At 63.4% G+C, this 20,945-nt stretch carries 16 protein-coding genes; 8 read left to right on the forward strand and 8 right to left on the reverse strand.

Features of this window, described 5'->3' with window-relative positions:
• Window positions 1-49 precede the first annotated feature (49 nt).
• Complete coding sequence (locus ACZ1JC_RS03885; protein ID WP_465139221.1) at window positions 50-1,885, reverse strand: GGDEF domain-containing protein; 1,836 nt, start codon at window positions 1,883-1,885, stop codon at window positions 50-52.
• A gap of 231 nt (window positions 1,886-2,116) precedes the next feature.
• Here ACZ1JC_RS03885 and paoA point away from each other — a divergent pair, with 231 nt between their 5' ends.
• Genes paoA through paoC form a run of 3 tightly spaced genes read left to right on the forward strand, consistent with a single transcriptional unit; the run spans window position 2,117 to window position 5,916 of the window.
• Window positions 2,117-2,773 (forward strand): aldehyde dehydrogenase iron-sulfur subunit PaoA, encoded by a 657-nt coding sequence (gene paoA / locus ACZ1JC_RS03890; RefSeq protein WP_465139220.1) that lies wholly within the window; start codon window positions 2,117-2,119, stop codon window positions 2,771-2,773.
• On the forward strand, window positions 2,770-3,720 hold the full coding sequence (locus ACZ1JC_RS03895) for an FAD binding domain-containing protein (RefSeq protein WP_465139219.1): 951 nt from the start codon (window positions 2,770-2,772) through the stop codon (window positions 3,718-3,720). Before paoA ends, ACZ1JC_RS03895 begins: the two co-directional genes overlap by 4 nt.
• 6 nt (window positions 3,721-3,726) lie before the next feature.
• Window positions 3,727-5,916: an aldehyde oxidoreductase molybdenum-binding subunit PaoC gene (gene paoC, locus ACZ1JC_RS03900; protein WP_465139218.1), complete on the forward strand. Its 2,190-nt coding sequence runs from the start codon at window positions 3,727-3,729 to the stop codon at window positions 5,914-5,916.
• 37 nt (window positions 5,917-5,953) lie between these two features.
• Here paoC and ACZ1JC_RS03905 read toward each other — a convergent pair whose 3' ends face one another.
• Entirely contained in the window at window positions 5,954-7,060 is a 1,107-nt protein-coding gene (locus ACZ1JC_RS03905; RefSeq protein ID WP_465139217.1) for an NAD(P)/FAD-dependent oxidoreductase, read from the reverse strand.
• A 249-nt stretch (window positions 7,061-7,309) separates the two neighbouring features.
• Between ACZ1JC_RS03905 and ACZ1JC_RS03910 the strand changes: the two genes are divergently transcribed.
• Together ACZ1JC_RS03910 and ACZ1JC_RS03915 are read left to right on the forward strand one after the other, a co-directional pair.
• Window positions 7,310-8,239, forward strand: a complete 930-nt coding sequence (locus tag ACZ1JC_RS03910; RefSeq protein WP_465139216.1) for an alpha/beta fold hydrolase — start codon at window positions 7,310-7,312, stop codon at window positions 8,237-8,239.
• A gap of 159 nt (window positions 8,240-8,398) precedes the next feature.
• Entirely contained in the window at window positions 8,399-9,085 is a 687-nt protein-coding gene (locus tag ACZ1JC_RS03915; RefSeq protein ID WP_465139215.1) for a hypothetical protein, read from the forward strand.
• Between the two features lie 171 nt (window positions 9,086-9,256).
• Here ACZ1JC_RS03915 and ACZ1JC_RS03920 read toward each other — a convergent pair whose 3' ends face one another.
• Together ACZ1JC_RS03920 and ACZ1JC_RS03925 are read right to left on the reverse strand one after the other, a co-directional pair.
• Window positions 9,257-9,514, reverse strand: coding sequence for a hypothetical protein (locus ACZ1JC_RS03920; protein WP_465139214.1), 258 nt, complete (start codon window positions 9,512-9,514; stop codon window positions 9,257-9,259).
• A gap of 53 nt (window positions 9,515-9,567) precedes the next feature.
• Entirely contained in the window at window positions 9,568-11,268 is a 1,701-nt protein-coding gene (locus tag ACZ1JC_RS03925) for a thiamine pyrophosphate-binding protein (RefSeq protein WP_465139213.1), read from the reverse strand.
• Window positions 11,269-11,577: 309 nt separating this feature from the next.
• On the opposite strand from ACZ1JC_RS03925, the gene ACZ1JC_RS03930 reads away from it, so the two are divergent.
• Window positions 11,578-12,777: a mechanosensitive ion channel family protein gene (locus ACZ1JC_RS03930; RefSeq protein WP_465139212.1), complete on the forward strand. Its 1,200-nt coding sequence runs from the start codon at window positions 11,578-11,580 to the stop codon at window positions 12,775-12,777.
• An 81-nt stretch (window positions 12,778-12,858) separates the two neighbouring features.
• On the opposite strand, the gene ACZ1JC_RS03935 is transcribed toward ACZ1JC_RS03930, so the two are convergent.
• The 4 genes from ACZ1JC_RS03935 to ACZ1JC_RS03950 form a co-directional block, all read right to left on the reverse strand.
• Window positions 12,859-13,818: a response regulator gene (locus ACZ1JC_RS03935; protein WP_465139211.1), complete on the reverse strand. Its 960-nt coding sequence runs from the start codon at window positions 13,816-13,818 to the stop codon at window positions 12,859-12,861.
• Entirely contained in the window at window positions 13,802-15,316 is a 1,515-nt protein-coding gene (locus ACZ1JC_RS03940) for an ATP-binding response regulator (protein ID WP_465139210.1), read from the reverse strand. The genes ACZ1JC_RS03935 and ACZ1JC_RS03940 overlap by 17 nt, the downstream gene beginning before the upstream one ends.
• 204 nt (window positions 15,317-15,520) lie before the next feature.
• A complete protein-coding gene (locus tag ACZ1JC_RS03945) occupies window positions 15,521-15,862 on the reverse strand; it encodes a 2Fe-2S iron-sulfur cluster-binding protein (protein ID WP_465139209.1) in 342 nt (113 codons plus the stop codon).
• Between the two features lie 453 nt (window positions 15,863-16,315).
• A complete protein-coding gene (locus ACZ1JC_RS03950) occupies window positions 16,316-18,790 on the reverse strand; it encodes a TonB-dependent receptor (RefSeq protein ID WP_465139208.1) in 2,475 nt (824 codons plus the stop codon).
• A gap of 324 nt (window positions 18,791-19,114) precedes the next feature.
• Between ACZ1JC_RS03950 and ACZ1JC_RS03955 the strand changes: the two genes are divergently transcribed.
• Together ACZ1JC_RS03955 and ACZ1JC_RS03960 are read left to right on the forward strand one after the other, a co-directional pair.
• A complete protein-coding gene (locus ACZ1JC_RS03955) occupies window positions 19,115-20,107 on the forward strand; it encodes a sterol desaturase family protein (RefSeq protein ID WP_465139207.1) in 993 nt (330 codons plus the stop codon).
• 93 nt (window positions 20,108-20,200) lie between these two features.
• Window positions 20,201-20,896, forward strand: coding sequence for a hypothetical protein (locus ACZ1JC_RS03960; protein ID WP_465139206.1), 696 nt, complete (start codon window positions 20,201-20,203; stop codon window positions 20,894-20,896).
• Window positions 20,897-20,945: the final 49 nt, after the last annotated feature.

Below are 20,945 nucleotides of genomic sequence, written 5' to 3' on the forward strand. Positions count from 1 at the left end.
ATAGCCGCCACTATGTCAGAATTGCCGAGCCTTACTAAATGGAGTTTTGTTAGCTATTTCCAGTGACCCGATGCATCGCGGCAATCGGACTTGCCGCTGACGGACGATCTGCGGCAATGACCACGCGGTCCCTCCCTTCTTCCTTGGCACGAAGCAGCGCGGCATCGGCGCTGGCGATAAGGCTGCGGACGCCGCCCTGGACCGGATAGATGGCCACACCCATCGAGACGGTCACAGGCCCAAGCGGTTGCCCGTGATAGGCGAGTTTCAGGCGCGCCAATCGTTCGCGGATCGTCTCCGCACGCGTAACGGCCTGCGTTTCGTCGAAGCCCGGCATCAACATCAGGAATTCCTCCCCACCGTAACGGTAGACGAGATCCCGATCCTGCACCACGCTGGCGAACACCCCGGCAACCGAGCGGATCACCAGATCGCCGGCATCGTGCCCGAAGGTATCGTTCAACGCCTTGAAATGATCGATGTCCAGCATCATGCAGCCCAGCATCGTTCCCGAGGTATCGGCCTCGGTGGTCAGGCGCGCCAGGGTCTCGTCAAGCTCGTGACGATTCCGCAACCCCGTCAAGGGATCGAACAGGGCCTTGGCGCGAAGCGCTTGGCGCAAGTTGAGATTGGCAAGCGCCAGGCCGATCGTTTCGGACATCAGCTCTATATAGGCGATCATCGCCTCGTCCGGTTCGTGCGCGGGCTCCAGATTCTGAAGGACCAGCAGGCCTATGGTTTCGCTTTGCGCGGCCAGTGGCACGCAGATCGTCGCGCTCACGGCTTCGGGCGCGACATGCCGGCACGGCACATCGGTCAGCTTGCTGCCGGGATAATGGATCTGCCCGCGCCGCAGGGCCCAGCAATCGTCCGGGCCGAAGGCGACCTCTCCCCCCAGCGGCCCCTGCCATTCGGCCGCGCAGGCCATGCTGGATCGCTGCGCGTCCAGCACGAAGAGCCGCCCTGCCAGCGTTGGCGCAATCTTCGGCGCAAAAAGGCGGACGATATCCAGCAAGTCGTCGACCGATTCGCACCCCTGCAATCGCTGCGCCATGCGCGCGAGCAATTCGCGCACCGCCCAGTCCGCATCGCGTTGCCGTTCCAGTTTCTGCCGCTCCAGCCCATTCTCGCGGAAGATGCGAATGGCCTGGGCCATGTCGCCGATCTCGTCCACATGGGCGACCGGCGGCGGTTCCACCTCATAGTCCTGCTCCGCCAGCCGGTTCACCACATCGCTCAGCCGCACGACGGGTTTCAGGATGCGCCGCTTCAGGATGAAGGCCAGCACGAACAGGAACAGCGCGGCCGTGATCCCGACCATGATTTCGGAAACGGTGCGCAGCCGCTGCGAAGCGACACCCGCCTCATCCACCGCCTGATCCGACCGCTGATCGAGCAGGTACCGGAAACGCTCCATCTGGAAATGCGCGCGTTCAAGCTCCCGCTCGTATTCCGGGCCGAACACGATCCGGCGCGCACCCTCCGCATCGCCCTTCTGCATGGCGGCAATGGCGGCGTGCTGCTCATCCTCCAGGCTGGCGGCCTGAACCAGCGCATCCTTCAGCGAGTGAAGCTCCTGCTCGCCCGCGCCCTGATCGCGCAGCCGGGCGATGCGCTGTTCCACGGAGCCGATTGCCTGCTCGGTCCGCGTATAGACGATTTCATGGCTGGGATCGCCCGAAACCGCGAAAAGCCGCGCCTGATCGGTAAGCTCCGAAAGGTCGTTCTCGATCTGCGTGGTCAGTTCGTCGAAGCGGTTTCGCTGCTGCACGGCATCGCGTTCGACGCGATCGGCGTTGGACGCCAGGATCATCGTGACGCCGGCCGCGAGGGTAAGGCCAACCGTTGCCGCATAGGCCCAGTTGGTGATGGTCGCGATGCGCAAGTTCCGCCTCTCCTAAACGCCCGTCGTCTTGTTTGATAGCCGCTGCCTTGCGCAAATGCGAGGTGAGATGCCTCCGCCGCGGCGGCAACCCGCTATTCATGAGGATAACTCATGATTGCAATGTAGAGGGCACAGTTGAACTGCGTGCAGATTCATGCGTTATCTGCGACAATCTCTACGCGCAGGCGATACCTGCGGAACAACGGCCAGACAGAAACAGAGGGCGACGCGATGGAAATCGGCGGAGAATTGAACGTGTCGCGCCGCGGCGTGCTGGCGGCGGGCGCTGCTTCGGCTGCGATGGCGACGTCGCCCGGCGCGGTTGGCGCTTCGCTATCGCCCCCCAGCCCGAGCGCCCCGCCGACCATGCCGGTCAACTTCAAGGTCAACGGCAAACAGGTCCGCCTCACGCTGGATACGCGCACCACCCTGCTCGATGCGCTGCGCGAGCATCTGCGCCTTACCGGCACCAAGAAAGGGTGCGACCACGGCCAGTGCGGCGCCTGCACGGTCATCGTGAACGGCAACCGCATCAATTCCTGCCTCAGCCTGGCCATCCAGCACGAGGGGGACGAGGTGACCACGATCGAGGGCCTCGGCACGCCGGAACACCTCCACCCGATGCAGGCGGCCTTCATCCGGCATGACGGCTATCAGTGCGGATACTGCACGCCGGGCCAGATCTGTTCGGCGGTATCGGTGCTCAAGGAAATCGCACGGGGCGTGCCCAGTCATGTGCAGGACGACATCGTTGCCCATGCCGCCCCCACCAACATGGAACTGCGCGAGCGCATGAGCGGCAACATCTGCCGCTGCGGCGCCTATTCCAACATTGCCGAGGCCATTGCCGAAGTTGCCGGCATCGGAACCGGGGAGAAGCAGGCATGAGGGCCTTCACATATGAACGCGCCAGCAGTCCGGCGCAGGCAGCCGCGGCCGTGGCGGCGCGCCCGGGCGCACGCTTCCTGGCCGGCGGCACCAATCTGCTGGACCTGATGAAGCTGGAGATCGAGACGCCGACGCATCTTGTCGACGTGCAGGACCTCGACCTCGATCGCATCGAGGAAACCGAAGAGGGCGGGCTGCGGATCGGCGCGCTGGTCAGCAACACGGTGCTTGCGTCCGACCCGCGCGTGCGGCGCGATTACGGGGTGCTGACGCGCGCGATCGTTGCCGGGGCCAGCGGCCAATTGCGCAACAAGGCGACCACCGCGGGCAACCTGATGCAACGCACCCGCTGCCCTTATTTCTATGACACCAACATGCCCTGCAACAAGCGCCGCCCCGGTTCCGGATGCGGCGCGATCGAGGGCTTTTCACGCCAGCTTGCGGTGATCGGCAGTTCGGACGCGTGCATCGCCACGTATCCCGGCGACATGGCGGTGGCGCTGCGCGTGCTGGATGCCACGGTGGAGACAATCAGGCCGGACGGCACGGCCCGCACCATCCCCATCGCAGAGTTCCACCGCCTTCCCGCAAAGGAGCCCCAGCGGGACAATGTGCTGACGCCTGGTGAACTGATCACGTTCGTCACCCTGCCCAAGCCCCTTGGCGGCACGCATGTCTACCACAAGGTGCGCGACCGTGCCTCCTACGCCTTCGCCCTGGTGTCGGTGGCGGCGGTGATCGCCCCGGACGGATCCGGCCGCGTCGCCTTCGGCGGCGTGGCAGCGCGCCCCTGGCGAGTGGAGGCTGCCGAAGCGAAGATGCCGCAAGGCGCGCGCGCCGTGGCGGCCGAAGTCTTCGCCGATGCCCGACCCACTGCACAAAACCGGTTCAAGGTCACCCTGGCGGAACGCACCCTGGCCGGCGTGATCGACGAAGCGAAAGGCTGATCCGTCATGAAATTCGACGCTGCCGCAGGCGAAAATCTTTTCGACCGCTCGAAGGTCGTCGGCCAGTCAACCCCGCGCATTGATGGCCCGCTGAAAACGACCGGCACGGCGCCCTATGCCTATGAACGGCATGATGTGGCGGAGAATCAGGCCTATGGCTACATCGTCGGTGCCGCCATCGCCAAAGGCCGCATCGTCGCCATGGACACGTCGCACGCCCGCGCCGCGCCGGGCGTTCTGGCAGTGGTTGCCGCGCCCGAGACCAAGCCCGTGGGCAAGGGCATATCGAACAACGCCCCGCTGTTCGGCGGCAGCGAGATATCGCATTACCACCAAGCCGTGGCCTGTGTCGTAGCCGAAACCTTCGAGCAGGCGCGCGCTGCCGCCGCGCTTATCCGCACGCAATACCAGCATGCGCAAGGCAGCTTCGATCTGGCCAGCGCCGCACCCACTGCGCCGCTGGCGAAAGGTGACGGCGGCAAGCCCGACAAGGAGACGCTGGGCGACTTCGAAAGCGCGTTCGCCGCAGCCCCGATCACCCTGGACGCCCGCTACACCACGTCCGACGAAAGCCATGCGATGATGGAGCCGCATGCCACCATCGCCGCCTGGCAGGGCGATCAGTTGACGCTGTGGACGTCGAACCAGATGATCGCCTGGGCCAAGCGCAGCATCGCGACCATCCTGGACATCGACGCGGCCAAGGTGCGCATCGTTTCGCCTTATATCGGCGGCGGTTTCGGCGGGAAGCTGTTCGTCCGCGCCGATGCCGTGCTGGCTGCGCTGGGCGCTCGCGCCGCCGGTCGACCGGTCAAGGTGGCGCTGCAGCGCCCGCTGATGGCGAACAACACCACGCATCGCCATGCCACGATCCAGCGTTTGCGCCTCGGCGCCGGTCGCGACGGCCTGATCACCGCCATCGCGCACGAGAACTGGTCGGGCAACCTGAATGGTGAGGATGGCGAGAACGGCACCCAGCAAACGCCCAAGCTTTACGCCGGCGCCAACCGGCTTGTCGCCAACTACATTGCCACGCTGGACTTGCCCGAAGGCAATGCCATGCGGGCGCCGGGCGAAGCCCCGGGCCACCTCGCGCTGGAAGTGGCGATGGACGAACTGGCCGAAAAGCTGGGCATGGATCCGATCGAATTGCGCATCCGCAACGAACCGGAAGTCGTTCCCGGCGGCTCCGGCAAGCGCTTTTCGGACCGCAACCTGGTGCGCTGTCTGAAGGAAGGCGCGGAACGCTTCGGCTGGTCCCGCCGCAACCCGCGCCCCGGGCAAGTGCGCGAAGGCAAGTGGCTGATCGGTATGGGCGTTGCTGCTGGCTATCGCGGCGCCCCCACCATGCAATCTGGCGCCCGCGTCCGGTTGGACGCTGCGGGCCGGCTGACGGTGGAAACCGACATGACCGATATCGGCACCGGGTCCTACACGATCATCGCGCAGACCGCCGCCGAAGTCATGGGCCTGCCGCTCGACAAGGTGACAGTGACGCTGGGCGATTCCGCATCGCCTGCCTCTTCGGGGTCGGGCGGGCAATGGGGCGCGGCCAGTTCGACGGCCGGCGTCTACGCCGCCTGCGTCAACTTGCGCCGGACGATCGGGCAGAAGCTGGGTTTCGATGGCGATGCCGCGCTTTTTGCGGGCGGGCGGATCATGGCGGGCAATCGCGCATTCGCTTTGTCGGACGCCGGCGAAGTCTCGGCCGAAGACACGATCACGTTCGGCGCGTTCAAGCGTGACTACGATGTCGGCACCTATGCCGGCCATTTCTGCGAAGTGGCGGTCAATGCCTATACCGGCGAATGCCGCATCCGCCGGATGCTTGCGGTATGCGACGCAGGGCGCATCCTCAATCCGCTGTCCGCGCGCAGCCAGGTCATCGGCGCGATGGTCATGGCCGCCGGGGCGGCGCTGATGGAGGAACTGGCGGTGGACAAGCGGTTCGGCTTCTTCGTGAATCACGATCTTGCCGGATACGAAGTCCCGGTCCATGCCGACATCCCGCACCAGGAAGTGATCTTTCTGGACACGCTGGACCCGATCGTTTCGCCCATGAAGGCCAAGGGCGTGGGCGAGCTGGGAATCTGCGGGCCGGGCGCCGCCGTCGCCAACGCGCTCTACAACGCCACCGGCGCGCGGGTGCGCGATTATCCGATCACCCTGGACAAATATCTGGACCGGCTGGCGTAGCGGCGCATGATCGGGCGCCGGTCGCAGACCGGCGCATTCAGGCTGGCGCGCCCAGCATGGCCGTCACGCGTGCGGCGATGGCCATGGAGGAGGTAAGCCCGGGCGATTCAATGCCGAACAGGTTGACCAGCCCGTGCAGCCCGTGAACGTCCTCACCCTGCAGCACGAAGTCTGCCGCCGCCATGCCGGGGCCGGAAAGCTTCGGCCGGATGCCGGCATAGGCAGGCTGTAGCCGGTCCTCCTCCACACCCGCCCAGATCCGCCGCGCCGCCGCCAGGAATTCGCCCTTGAGCGCCGGGTCCACCGTATAGTCGATTTCGTCGACCCAATGGATATCCGGCCCGAAGCGCGCCTGCCCGCCAAGGTCCAGAGTGAAGTGCGTGCCAAGGCTGGCCGGCCCGGGAACGGGATAGATCAGCCGCGTGAACGGCACCCGGCCGTTATAGGTGAAATAACAGCCCTTCGCGAAGAACAGCGGCGGCACCAACCCGGGGTCGAGCGCATCGATCCCACGGGCGAGCGTCTGGGCCCCAAGCCCTGCGGCATTGACCAGGATCGGCGCACGCACGCGCGTTTCACCCACGGCGACCTCCCACCCGGACGCGGTTCGTACGATGGCGCCAACCGGCGCATCGCACACCAGCATCGCGCCATTGGCCTCCGCCTCGCCTAGCAGCGCCAGCATCAGCCCATGCTGGTCGACTATCCCGCTGGAGGGCGAATGGATCGCGCCAAGGCACACCAGCTCCGGCTCCATCGCACGGACCTGTGCCGGATCGAGCCGAACCAGATCGTCCACCCCGGCAGCGGCGCCGCGCGCCATCACCGTGGCGAGCGCCGCGAGTTCCGCCTCGGCGGTCGCGATGATCAGCTTGCCGCAGCGCCGATGGTCCACACCGCGCTTTTCGCAGAAATCGTAAAGGAGGTGCTTGCCCTCCACACAAAGCTGCGCCTTCAGTGATCCGTCTGCGTAGTAAAGTCCCGCGTGGATCACCCCGCTGTTGCGCGACGATGTGATCGTTCCGAACTGCCGTTCGCGTTCAAAGACCAATACCTCGTGCCCGGCGGTCGCCAGTGCCCGCGCCACGGCAAGCCCCACAACCCCTGCCCCGATCACGATCGCGCCCGTATCTTCCATGCCCATCACAGTACCCTGTGATCCGATCCGGTCGAGCCAATTCTTGCGCCTTTGGCCATGCCGTCTTGCAACGGAAGGTAGAGATCGATCCCCGATGACAAGCCCCAAGTCATGGATATTTCAACAGAGATTGCATCATGATGGAAAAGATGTCAGTCGTTGTTATCTGCATGGCCCAGCCGACATGGACGCAAGAGACACGACCACCGGGCCAAGATCAGCGACAGTACAGGGACACATTCAAGGGGGAACAGAATGAAACGCGCGACCATCGCTACGCTTGCCGTTTTTCTCTCGCTTTGCGCCATATTGCCGGCATCGGCGCAGGACTTCGTGTTCCCCGCCGGATTTCGAACGGAAGAGATCGCCACCAACGGCACCACGCTGCACGTGCGGGTGGGCGGATCAGGCCCGGCCGTGCTGCTGATCCACGGCTATGGCGATACCGGCGACATGTGGCAGCCGCTGGCGGCCGCGCTGATGCGCGACCACACGGTTATCGTGCCGGATCTGCGCGGCCTGGGCCTGTCTGCGACGGCCACCGCCGGCTTCACCAAGAAGAACCAGGCCGAAGACATGGCGGGCGTGCTCGACAGGCTTGGTGTCAAAAAGGCCGATGTCGTGGGCCACGATATCGGCAACATGGTGGCATTCGCCTTCGCGGAAGCGCATCCCGATCGCACGTCGCGCCTGGTCATGATGGATGCGCCCGTGCCCGGAGTGGGCCCTTGGGACGAGATTCTGAAAAACCCTCTGCTCTGGCACTTTCGCTTTGGCGGACCTGACATGGAGCGGCTGGTGGCCGGCCGCGAGCGTATCTACCTGGACCGTTTCTGGAACGATTTCGCCGCAAGCCGCACCGCCTTTCCCGAAAGCGCGCGCGTTCATTACGCGAAGCTCTATGCCGCCCCCGGGCGCATGCACGCCGGCTTTTCGCAGTTCGCGGCTTTCGATCAGGACGTGATCGACAACCGCGCCTCCGTCGCGCGCGGTCCTTTGCCGATGCCGGTGCTGGCGATCGGCGGCGGCCACTCGCTCGGTTCCACGATGGCAGCCATCATGCGTACCGCCGCCGGCAATGTGACGGAACTGGTCGTCCCCGATTCCGGTCACTGGTTGATGGAAGAACAGCCCAAGCAGACGGTCGATGCCATCTCGACATTCCTGCGCAAGAACCCGGCCTGACGATACCGAACAGGCTGCACCGATTAATCTATTTTCATCGGCGCAACCACGAATTGTTAAGAAGCGCGACCTAGCCCTCCGCCAATAAGTGCGACGGTAGGGGGCGAGATGATAAAGCGGACGGTGGCTGCGTCGGCAGTTGTACTTGGCGGCGCTTATATGTTGGGGGCGCTTGGCCCCAGCAGTTATTCGCGGGACGTAAGCCGGCCCGAAAGCGAAGTCATGGCCGCGCTGACGGATCTGGACATTACCGCGCAGCCCGGCGCACCGGGAAGCACGGCGGAACAGGCGGGTGGCGTTCGGCCGACTTTCCGGCTGGAAAGGGCGGCCGACCACATGACATGGTACGTCATGAGCGGCGACAAGGTGGCCACCGCGATGACCGCGCATTTCGAACCGTTCGACAATGGCCGGCAAACCCACGTCACCACCAGTGTAGAACGTGGCGACGCGCCCGACGATTTCGTCTCCCCGGCCTTTCGCTCACGCGGGCTGACCATGGGGCTGTTCGGAATGGCGCTGGAGGACGAACTCAACAAGTTGGTCCAACCCCATTCCTACAATGTGGCGACGTGCGACCAGATCATCGCCGATTTCCAGAGGGCGAACGAAGCAGCAGGGATCGAGCGGCCCCATGATCTGTCACAAGCGGTCGGCGGAACGGCAAAGGCGATCATGCGGATGCAGGCTGTCGAGGCCGAGTTGCGACGCAACGGATGCCCTGTCAACGGCAACGGGCGGGATTTCAGGCCGGCACAATCGTCGATGGGCGGCAGTTCTCAATCGATGACCGATGACGGTGCGAACGCGGGCGGCTGGGGGCCGACGACGACCGCCGCCAATTAGGCCATATACTCATAAACGCAGGCCATAGTTGCCGGCCAAAAGCGAAATTCGCGGCACCGCCCCGCTCCGCCAGCCTCCCGGGGCAGGAACCGCCGCCGGGTGGTGGCGGGAAACGGGCGGCGGGCGGGGCCACCTCAAGAACTGCCCTCTCGCGCATTCTCGAACGGCATCTCATTCGTCTTCGTAATCGTCGTCCTCGAAATCCTCCGGCAGATCGTCGCCTTCGTATTCCCCGCTGAGGAATTGCAGCGGATCGAGGTCCAGATGGGTCACGACCTCTCGCCGCGTGGCGAGGACGGACACTTCCTCGCCATCTTCCATTTCGATGATGGTAACCTGATCGTCACGCCCATCGGCAAGGTCGACGACCTCGACCGAATTGATCTCTACCTCATCGCCATCGGGCGTTTCGAACATGTATTTCGGCATCGTTCGCTCCTGCTTTACTAGTTAACAGCGGCCCGCGGTCTCGCACGGCGCGCTCAGGTCTGCGGATTGCGTATGCCGCGCCAGGCCTCGCGGACTTTGGCTATGCCGAAACGCAGAACCTGGGCCGGGTCTATATGCGGCATCATCGGCAACTCGTCCGGATCGACGATTGCGTGAAGGATGGCCGGGCCGGATGCGGCCAGGAACTGGGCGACCGTCTGATCGAGCAGCGCGGGATCGCGAACCGTGAACCCCTGCGCGCCGCATGCCCGGGCAAATGCGGCAAAGTCCATGTTCGGAAATGTCGTGCCTTTGGCCGCCGGCAAAGAGGCCGCCTCCATCTCGAGATGCACCAGCCCCCATTCGGCATTGTCATAGACCACGATCTTGACCGGCAAATGATGCTCGACGCTGGTCATGAATTCGCCGAGCAGCATCGTCATGCCCCCGTCACCGATGTGCGCGATTACCTGCCTTGAGCGGTCCAGCAATTGCGCACCGTTGGCGAGACCCAGCCCCGTGCCGACAGCCGCATTGTTGAACGAACCGGTGTTGCGCTGTCTGCCGCTCTGGCGCCACCAGTTTGCCGCCCAGAGCGTCACTTCGCCGGTGTCGGTGACGATGATCGCATCGTCGGCGGCGTGATCGCTGATCGCGCGCGCCAGCGCCGGTGGGTGAAGCTTGCCCGGGGTGCGCGCGACATCGGCACGCTTGTCCAGCATCGCGTTCCATTCGTCCCGCGCGGTCTGTGCCTTTTCGAGGAATGCCCTGTCGGTGCGGGCGCGAAGTTGCTCCAGCAACATCGCCAATGCGGGGCGCACGGATCCCACGATGCCCAGCGCCACAGGCGCACGCCTTCCCAGCGCCAAAGCCCGCTCATCGATCTGGATGACACGGCCGTGCGTGGGCAGGAATTCGGAATAGGGATAATCGGTTCCCAGCATGAGCAGCAGATCCGCGCCGTTGATGGCGTCTACCCCGGCCCTGGAACCGATCAGGCCCACCCCGCCGATCCAGTTGGGATGATCGAAGGGAAGAATGTCCTTCCCCCGGAACGTATGCATCAGGGGCGCTTGCAGCCGATCGGCAAGTTGTTCCAGTTCCGGGCTCGCGCCGTGACAGCCATGCCCGCAAAAGACGGCGACGGTCTTCGCCTCGCCGATCATCCGCGCAGCTTCGGCGATGTCGCCCCGGTCCGGCGCAATTTCCGGCCGTGGTCGGAGCACGGCCAAGCTCGCCACATCGCTTGCCGCCTTTGCAGCGAACACGTCCGGAGGAACGTTGATATGGGCGACGCCGCGTTCGGCATAGGCGGCGGCAATGGCCTCGCGAATGACCGCGGGGGCTTGCTCCGGCGCGCCGATCACCTGACTGTAAACCGCCACGTCGCGAAACAGCAGGGCTGGATCGTCTTCCTGCAGATAGTCGGTTCCCCGCTTCTCTGCGGGCACACCGCCGGTGATCGCAAGGACGGGCGCATGATCCTTGCGTGCTTCATACAGTCCGGCGACAAGGTGATTGCCGCCGGGGCCGGTCGTTCCGCAGCATACACCCAGCCGTCCGGTCAGTTTCGCCTGCCCGGTGGCCGCGAGCGCGCCCCCTTCTTCATGACGCACCCCGATCCAATCGATCCCATCCGCAGCGTCGAGGGCATGGGTGAAAGGGTTCAGGGCATCGCCCACCACGCCAAACACATGGCGAACGCCCAGTTGCGCAAGAGTATCGACCAGCAATTCGGCAACGGTTCGCGACATGGAGAAACCTCTTTCGTGGCGTTACGGCGTGGAAACGCGCTATCGCGCCATACGCTCCCTCACTCTGCCGCTTCTCGTCCCGGAACTCCGATAAGCCCGGCGATCGCGGCCTGTGGGGCGATGCACGCGGAACCTTGCCGGGGGCCCGATCGTTGTAAAGCCAGCGGAATCACGAAGATCGACACGTAGCGGCGATCTTGCCAAGAAGCTTGAAGTCCGGCGCCATGAGCGCCTGACTCCTCATCATGATCGCGCGCGGTGCGATCCACCCCAGGTCGATAGCCTCAAGCACAGGATGACGAACACCCGATGAGCGTTGGCACTACCCCACCCTCCTCGCCGCAGACCAATGCCGAACTGGAGCTTCAGGCGCACGAGCTATGGGCCGGCAGTCAGGCCTGGGTTCACACTTATTGGCTGCAGATCATCATTTCAGCCGCGATTGCCGCAAGCATCGTGGCGGGTCTTTACGCCTTGCGCCGTCTGGGCGGGCGCCTGTGCCGCCCGAACCGGGGGCGCGGCGAGTGGCAGACGATCGTCGGCCGGGTGATTACCAAGACCACCAATTATTTCATCATCATGGTCGCCGTCCGTGCGGTCGATGGCTATGCCCAGACACCTGCCGCGGTGGACCGGGTGATCATCTTTCTGTTCACCGTGGCGGCCGTCCTCCAGGGTGCGATCTGGGCCCGCGAATGCATTCTTGGCCTGATCGAACACAAGACCTCTGCCGATCACTTTCGCGGAGAGGCCATCATCAATGCCATGGGGCTGATCCGTCTGCTTGTCAGTGTCGTGGTTTTCGCCGTCGCCGCAGTGGTCCTGCTGGACAACATCGGCGTAAACGTCACGGGCCTGGTCGCGGGTCTTGGCGTCGGCGGCATTGCCATCGGCCTGGCTGCTCAGGGGATATTCGCCGATCTGTTCGCGGCGCTGGCCATCATCTTCGATCGGCCCTTCAACAAGGGCGACCAGATCAGCTTCGACAACAGCTCGGGAACGATCGAGGCAATCGGGCTCAAATCCACACGGATCCGCGCCTATACCGGCGAATTGCGGATCATCGCCAACAAGAACCTGCTCGACAAGGAAATCCTGAACGTCAGTGGCAGGGACCACATCCGCCTCCCGTTCACGATCGGCGTGGCCTACGAAACGCCGCCCGACACCTTGGCGCGCGTACCTGCGATCCTTGCAGAACTTGCCGAGGCCGCAGGCGGCAAGGCCGCGCGCGCCGGATTTGAAAGCTTCGGCCCCAGTTCGCTGGACTTCAGCCTGCTGGTCGACGTTCCCGGCAAGGATTGGGGAATCGCCCACCCGCTGCGCGATCGACTGATGGTTTCAATCATCCGCAGGTTTGCGCAGGAAGGCATCACGATCCCTTATCCGACGCAAACCTCCTACACCGCTGCGCCGGACGGCCACCTGGTGCTGCCCTATCCGGACGACCGACCACAAGAGGCCGTGAACACGCACGACCGTCCGCGCCAAGGGCTCTCTGCCAGATGATGTGGGCCGATGAGTGGACAGGCAGACGAGCCGGTGGAGTTAGCTTTCCCGGTCCGTTTGCCAGCCCGGGCCGTTCGTCCGTTACACGAATACGCCCCCGGAACCGTCGAGCGAGTTTGCCAATGTCGTGACCGCGATCGCCGTGGCTGAAGCGCGATTTTCCACGCCCATCTTCTCGAAAATCTGTTCCAGGTGCTTGTTGACGGTCCGCGGGCTTATGGCCAGAATCTCGCTCACTTCCCGGTTCTGCTTGCCCCGGCTGATCCACAGGAGAACTTCGGATTCCCGCGATGTCAGGCCCAATCGGGTTGCCAATATGCGCTGCTCTTCTCCTTCGCGGCGCTCGGCAAGACGGAACAGCCAATGATTGGCAGACGTGCGCCGCAAAAAAGTCATCTCCAGCGTGCTCTCCCCGCTTTTGACCGAGATGCAGGTCCCCGGCGCGGCGTCGCTGCCCTGAAACTGCTGGACCGCCACACGGAACGGGGCCGGCAAGGCCTGGGGGTTCGCCAGCCACTCCGGAAACAACCGCTCCATCATCTCGCGTGCCATGGGCGTCAGCCAATGCGGAACGCCCGAGGGATCGATCGACAGAGCAGGGCGGCCGCTGGTATCCAGTGCCACCTGACTGGCATGGGCTACGCGCGCGTTCGACAGGTGAATGCGGATGCGCGCGAGCAATTCCTCGACGACGATCGGCTTTCTGACGTAGTCGATGGCGCCCGAATTGAGTGCCCGCACCACATCGTCGGTCTCGGTCAATCCGGTCATGAAGATGATCGGCAAATGCTGAAACGCCGTATTGGCCTTGATCCGGCGGGTCGTCTCAAACCCGTCCATCTTCGGCATCAAGGCATCCATCAGGATCAGATCGGGTGTCACATGCTGCAGCGCGTTGATGGCAGCCAGACCGTCCTTCGCGACCAGCACCGTCATGTGTGCAAGGGACAGCGTAGTCGTCAGAAACCGCAACGATTCAGGCGTATCGTCAACGACGAGAATCGTCGGCTTTCTATCGTCGCGATCATCCCGGTCCGGCATTTTCGATCTTCTCGATGATGGAGCCGAAGTCGAAATTCGTCAGGCTCTCCCGCAATGTCGCGGCGAACCAGGAGGCAGCCGGGATTGCCTGCTCCAGTTCGGCAAGCTGTTTCTCGAACCGCAGCACATGTCCGATCTGTGCGGATCGCCTAAGCCGGTCCAGATAAGGGCGCGCTTCGGGCGGAACAGAAGCGGTGCCCTGCGCATCGCTTGGCGGCGGAACAGGCGCGGCATAGTTCCACTGCAGCCCCAATTGCTGCTGCAGCGTTGCGAACAGGGCCTTGAAGGCAATCGGCTTGCCGACGAACGCATCGTAGGCATCGCCCTCGCCTCCATCGGGGTCTGCATATATCGCGTTGGCGGAGACCATGACGATCTTCAGCGCCGCATCGTGGGCACGGCGCAACCTTCTTGCGGTTTCCCAGCCATCGATACCTGGCATCTCGACGTCGAGCAGAACGATGTCCGGCGAGCATCGCTTGACCAGATCGAGCCCCTCCTCACCGGTTCTGGCGACATGGACGACGAAGCCCACCGATTCCAGCAAGGACTTCGTTGCGGCGCGTTGCTCGGGATCGTCCTCGACGATCACAACGGTGCGCCTCGGTCCCTGATAGCTGTCGATCAGCCGCGATGCCGCCTCGTCCCCGGCAGGGGTGGTTGGTGACAACATCAGCTTCAATCGGAAACGACTGCCCTGCCCCGGCGTGCTCGTCGCGGTAACGTCCCCGCCCAGCACTTGGGCGAGCACGCGGGTGATGGTCAATCCAAGTCCTATTCCGGGCTGCGCCTGAACGCTGCTCGAATTGCCTCTTTCGAATGCCTCGAACACCCGTTCCATGTCGGCGGGCTCTATGCCGATGCCGGTATCGACCACATCGATGGTCGCAACTTCGTTGCGGTAGGAAACCGCGACGTCGATGCTGCCGGCCTCGGTGTATTTGATCGCGTTGGAAACCAGGTTGATCAGCACCTGCTTGAGGCGCTTTTCATCGGTCTTGACCAACGCGGGAAGATTATTGCCGACGCTCAGCGTCAAATCGAGCCCCTTGGCGATCGCCTGGGCCCGGAACATCGAAATGATCTGCCCCAGCACGGCCCGTATGTCGATCACACCCGATCTGATCTTCAGGACACCGCTCTCGATCCGGGAGATTTCGAGGAGGCTTTCCGCCAGATTGGTAAGGTGATCCACCGACCGCCGGATCGCGGCACCGGCCTCTGCGCCGGTTACCGCATCGCCGCGTTCCAACAGCTGTGCGTATCCGTAAATTGCGTTCAACGGCGACCGGATTTCGTGGCTGACGGCCACAAGGTATCGGGATTTGGCCTCATTGGCCGCTTCGGCAGCCGCCTTGGCGCGCTGGAGTTCCGCGATGGGCGGTTCCGCAGGTGCCGCAAGCGTCGGCGAGATATCCGCGCCAACCTTCCGATCCCGAGACTCGTCCGGAATTGATTGGCCGTCCGGATGGCGGCGACTGTCGCCTGACCTCACCATCAACAAACTCATAGCTGCCTGATCAATTCGATATCGCGGCACCCGTGGGCGGGGCGCGGAATCCCGGCGGCCGCCCTTCTGGAAGCCAGGGCCCTCATGATGGAACCCTGGGGCAGCGGCACGTCTCTGCGGCTTGCCACTTCGAACAGGATTCCAATCGTTTGCATGCCCATGGCTTCCTCCTGAATCAGTCCCGCGCCGGGTTCACTCCTGCGGCGCGATAACGAGGCGCAGTCCGCTGAGTTCGTTCGAAACCCGGACCTGACACGACAGGCGGGAACCGTCCGCCCGATGGGGCGAATCTTCCAGCAACTGGAATTCGTCTTCGGACATCGGCGGCAGCAAGGACACGAAGCCGGGATCGACATGGACGTGGCAGCTTGCGCAGGAACAGCAGCCACCGCAAAACGCTGGAATATCGTCGATCCCGGCATTGCGGATGATTTCCATGAGGGAACTTCCGGCCTCACCCTCAATCTTGCGATCGTTGCCCGCTAGATCGGTGACCACAATCTGTACCGTGTCCTGCTGCAAATTCACTGTCATGGCTACGTTTCTCCAATTATTGGCGACCTGACCCCGGAGCGATATTCCGGGGGGAAGAATTCTCGGCTCCTACGCGCTCCTCCTTGCAGCATCGTCCTGTTGATGAAGGGGAGGCAGAAGCACCTGCGTCGTGACAAACTCCGCCACGATCCTATCGAGCTGACAGAAAAGCTGGCTCGGCAGTCTCATGCTGAGACGCGCAAGGCTGGCGGGCGACGCGTTTTTCACGTCATGGATACTGAATATTATTACCTTTCATGTCAATGGTAATACTCGCCTTGCACCGATTTGATACGGCGCCGCGCGGCGATCCTGACGCGGCTCAGCTGCCGCGAAGGCGGGAGTTCCTGTTCGCATGACGCAAAACGCCGCCCGGTCACGAGACCGGACGGCGTCAAGAGCGTTTTCCCGCCTATCCGGCGACGCGAATGGGCTGCGGGAATGTGCTGCGGTTCAGAAACGGCCGCGCAGTTCTGCGCCGATGGTACGAGGCTGGATCACCCCGTAGCCATAAGAGCGGATCAGCACGCCGTCATTGGAGCGCGCCAGTGTGTAATCGTTGGAGACGCTGGTGACCGCATACTTGTCGAAGATATTGTCGGCAAAGAGCGACAGTTCCAGATCGGCCGTCTTGTAGGTGATCGAGGCGCGACTGGTGGAGTAGCCCGGGATCACCTCGCCATAACCGCGCAGGCCGGTGGTGGAATAGGTGTTGCTGCGGGCAGCAGTGCTCCACATCAGGTCCAGTTCGGAATCGTCATCAAGCGGCACCGCATAGCTTGCGGTGATCGATCCGGCATGTTTCGACGTGCCGGGCAGCCGATCCCCGGCGAAGGCATCCCCCGCGCCCGGAACATCGAAACCGTTGCTGAGGCCGCCGATCAGGCCCGGCGCATCCTTGGTCAGCTTGGCGTCGAGGTAGGTATAGTTGCCCGAGAGATTGAACCGGCCAAGCGCCAACGCCAGCGTGGCCTCCACACCGCGGCTGCGCGCGCCGCCCGCGTTGGCGGTGATGCCGACCGCACCGTTCGCCGTCTGGCTGGCCAGTTGCAGGTTCGTCCAGTCGATGTTGTAGACGTCCACCGTGCCCTGCAGCATCTTGTCGAACAGGTTGAAGCGGATGCCAGCTTCATAGTTCTTGGTTTCGTCCGGCCCGTAAGACAGTTCGTTCGGCAGCGCGCAGACGTTCTGGCCTGCGGGCAACGGGACGATACAGGGCGCCACGCGGTTGACGCCGCCGATGCGGTAACCGGTGGAATATGTGGCGTAGGCGAACAGTTCGGGGCTGAATTCGTAAGACGCATTCAGCTTGTAGACGAAACCGTCGTCCTTGGTCGAACCGCTGCGAATGCGCGAAGGATCGAACTGGATCAGCGGATAAGGCGTGCGGCGGCGCCCGCCAGAGGTGAGCGGCGTATCGGTCGCGCCCGAGATATAGGACTTGTACTTGTAGTAGCGCAGACCGCCGGTGACCTGCAGTTTGGACGTGATGTGCCAGGTCACTTCGCCGAAGCCGGCGGCTTCCTTGGTGTAAGTGTCTGTGAAGGAGATATATTCCAGGCCGTCCGGACGGTAGATGCCGGCCCATTCGGGATAGCCCGGCAGGCGCTCAGCGCTGAACGTGTAAGCCTTGTAGTGGTTGTAGAAGCCGCCGATCAGCCAGTCGATCGGTCCGCCGTGGGTGGAGACAAGGCGCAGTTCCTGGTTGAATTGCTTGGGATCGCTGTCCGAAGTGGTCGTGCCCGCAAAGCTCGGGAACAGTTCGTAATCGTAGTCCAGATCGAGCAGCAGGTCGGCGATGTCGCTCTGGCTATAAAGGTGCTGCTTGGAATAGGCGGTGGCGGAAACGAGCTGGGCGATATCGCCGATATCGGCCTCGATTTCGGCGGCGAACATCTCCGTCTTGCGGGTTGCCGGCTGCGGAACGCGGGCGCCGTTTTCGTATTTGCCGGTGCCAAGGACACCGCGGCAGTCGGCATAGACGCATTCGCCGTCCGGGAAAGGGACGCCGTTCGGATTCAGCGTATATGTCGCGCCATAGCCGCCATTGGTCTGGGTGCCGTGGGTCTTGGTCTGCTGGCGGATGTAGCTGAAAGTGGGGCGCAGCCAGCCGAAGTCGAAGCCCAGCTGCGCGCGGACGGAGTAGGTGTTCTCGTCATTGAGATCCTTGCCGCGATAGAGGTTGGCCGCCACCGCCGCGGGATCGTTGAAATCGGGCTGCGGCAGCGAGACGCCCAGCTGGCGCACCAGATAGGGCGAATCCATGAAGCCGGGATCGCGGAAGTAGCCGCCGGTGACGCGCAGCGCGACCTTGTCGGCCACGATCGGCACGTTGACGGTGCCATCGAACACCGTTCCCACGCCGCTGGAGTGCGCGACGTCATAGATGCGGCTATGCGCTTCCACCTCGAACTTGCTGAAATTCGGACGGTTGGGAATGTAGCGGATCGCGCCGGCCAGCGTGCCAAGGCCATAAAGCGTGCCCTGCGGCCCAAGCAGCGTTTCCACGCGGTTGATGTCGAGGAACTTGAAATCGACGTAGAGCGGGATTTCACCGAGATAGACGCCCACCGCGGTGCTGCGGTTGGAACCGCCCGGGCCGCTTGAGGTGATACCGCGCATGATGATGTTGTTGGCAGTGCGCGGGCCGGTGTCGGGTACCGTCAGGCCCGGCGTGTAGAGGCCGATATCGCCGATGTCGTCCAGCCGCTTGGCTTCCAGCGATCCCTGGTCGATAGCGGAAATGTTGATCGGTGCGGTCTGCAACGAGACGGTACGCCGCGTCGCGGTAACCTCGATCTCATTGAGGCCCTGCCCCTGATCCGTTTCGGCATCAGCCTGCTGCTGTGCCAGTGCAGGCGTGGCGATGACGCCCGCCAGGAAGGTTGCCGAAAGCAGCCGAAGCTGCGTCCGCTTACGCTTTGTCATATTTGCCCCCTATGTGCTGACCCCGGCGACGCGGGCTCATGACCGCCGATGCGGGTGCGCACGCTTTGCGGCTGCACCGGCCCATGTCGCATCGGCATCGTCAGGCTATGGGCCGTACGGGCCGGGTAATATGTGTTGTTTGACGTAGTTCCCTGAAACCGGGGCCGTTCGTGAGGGAAATCCGCCCGTACCGCGCCGGCGGGAGGTCGTGCCGCGGCCGGGAAAGCGCAGTGTACGTCAAACGACGTAAGGCGGTGATCTGCGCCCTGCGTTACGCTGTGCGGAGAGATTCCCGAACTGCCAACATTCTACTCAGGGGTTGCCATGAGCCAAACCGTCGCGGCCGAAAGGCCATCCTACATGGTCAGCGCCCCCATTACCCGAGGGCTCGAAAATCTCGGCCGGGTAGAAGGCGGCCCGTTCAAGCAGCTGTTCTTCACCCATTTTCAGCCGGCATTCCTGCTGATCGTGATCGCATTCTATTATTATGCGCCGGAAGCATGGATCAAACCGTCGGTCACGCTGTGGATCGGCTACGGCGTCAAGGTGATGATGCTGTCGATGGAGTGGATCTCACCCCGCTACAAAAGCTGGCAGCACACCTGGAAAGAGCTGGCCTGCGACACGTTCTATGTCGCCATGGGCGCGATGTTCGTGCGGGTGGTGTTCGGACCGATCAACAGCGACGCCATCATCACCTGGTTCCAGGACACGTTCGACCTTGCCAAGTTCGCCTGGTTCATGGGGCTGCCGCTGCTGATCCAGGCTTTCGCGATCTCGTTCATCGGCGACTATTTCCAGTACTGGATGCATCGCGGGATGCACAACTGGTACCCGCTGTGGATCACCCATGCCCCGCACCACTTCGTCACGCAGCTGAACGTCCAGAAGGGGTCCGTCGGCAATCCGATCGAGATCTTCCTGATCGGGCTGGGTATTGGCGGTCTGTTCGATTTCCTGCCGCGCGCCGCACTGCTGGCGGGGGCTTTCGGCATGGCGGTCAGCAGCTACCAGCACTGCAACATCCGCTTCAACACGCCGAAGTGGTGGTTCAAGATCTTCAATTCCACCGAGCACCACAGCCTGCATCACGCGCAGGACTATGAGGCCACCCGCAGCAATTATTCGGGCACCTGGATCTTCATCGACCGGATGCACGGCACCTGCCTGGATGGAGAGGCGGAACTGCTGGGCCAGGAAGGCGGCCGCCGGATGTCGATCTGGGAAACGATGCATTACACCCTCTCCGAACCGTACAAGCTGCTCAGGCAGAAGTGGGCGGCGCGCGAGCAGATGACGGCCGTCCCGGCGGAGTGATCACAACCGCGCCCGGATGAGCGAAGCCCGCAACCGGCCCCGGCGGAACCGACAACGCCGAATTCGCTCGAGCGGCATGCGAAGGAACCTTTCGTGAAGCTATCTTACATCGACTGGATCTGGCGGATGCGTGGCAGCCTGCCGATCCCGCCGACCGAAACCGCCGCAAACGCCTTCGGCAAACTCGAAGAAATGTTCGAGGAAAAGGGCACGACCTATCGCGTCGATGGTGACACACTGACTTTCAGCAAGAAGGACGCGCTTCCCCAGGATAAGATGTCCGCGTTCGACGGCGGCACATTGCGCGTTTCCAATGGCGTTCTGCGCTACAGCATTACCAGCCGGGCGCTGCTGGCATGTTTTCTGGCGCCGCTTTTCTTCTACGCGCTGGGTTACGTCGGCGTTTCCCTGGACCAGTGGCGCAATCCGCCCGAAGTCGCCAAGGCCAAGGCCGAAGCGGCCAAGAAGCGGTCCCTGGTAAAGGCTGAGGACGTGCCGATGAATCCGGTCGACAAGTTCCTTGGCGCGCCCACGCCGGAGAAGAAGAAAGATGGCGAGGAAATCGGCAAGCGCAACCGCAAGCCCTCGATGACCACCGCCTACACGTACATGGGCATCTTCTTTGCGCTGTGGATTGCCGGACGCATCCTCGAACACCGGCTCATCCACGTCCGGTTCCGCAAGCGCTTGGCGGGTGCAGACGCGGCCCGGGTTGAACCCGCCAAGTCGGCGCGTTCCGCGCAGGACAGCGGATACTCAATGACCAATGCCGCGCAGACTGCAGGGTAAAGCATAAGGCTCGACGCGCGCGGCGCATCGAGCCCTCTTGCCCCTCGAT

The sequence above is a fragment of the Sphingomonas sp. BL-S-28 genome, assembly GCF_055521515.1.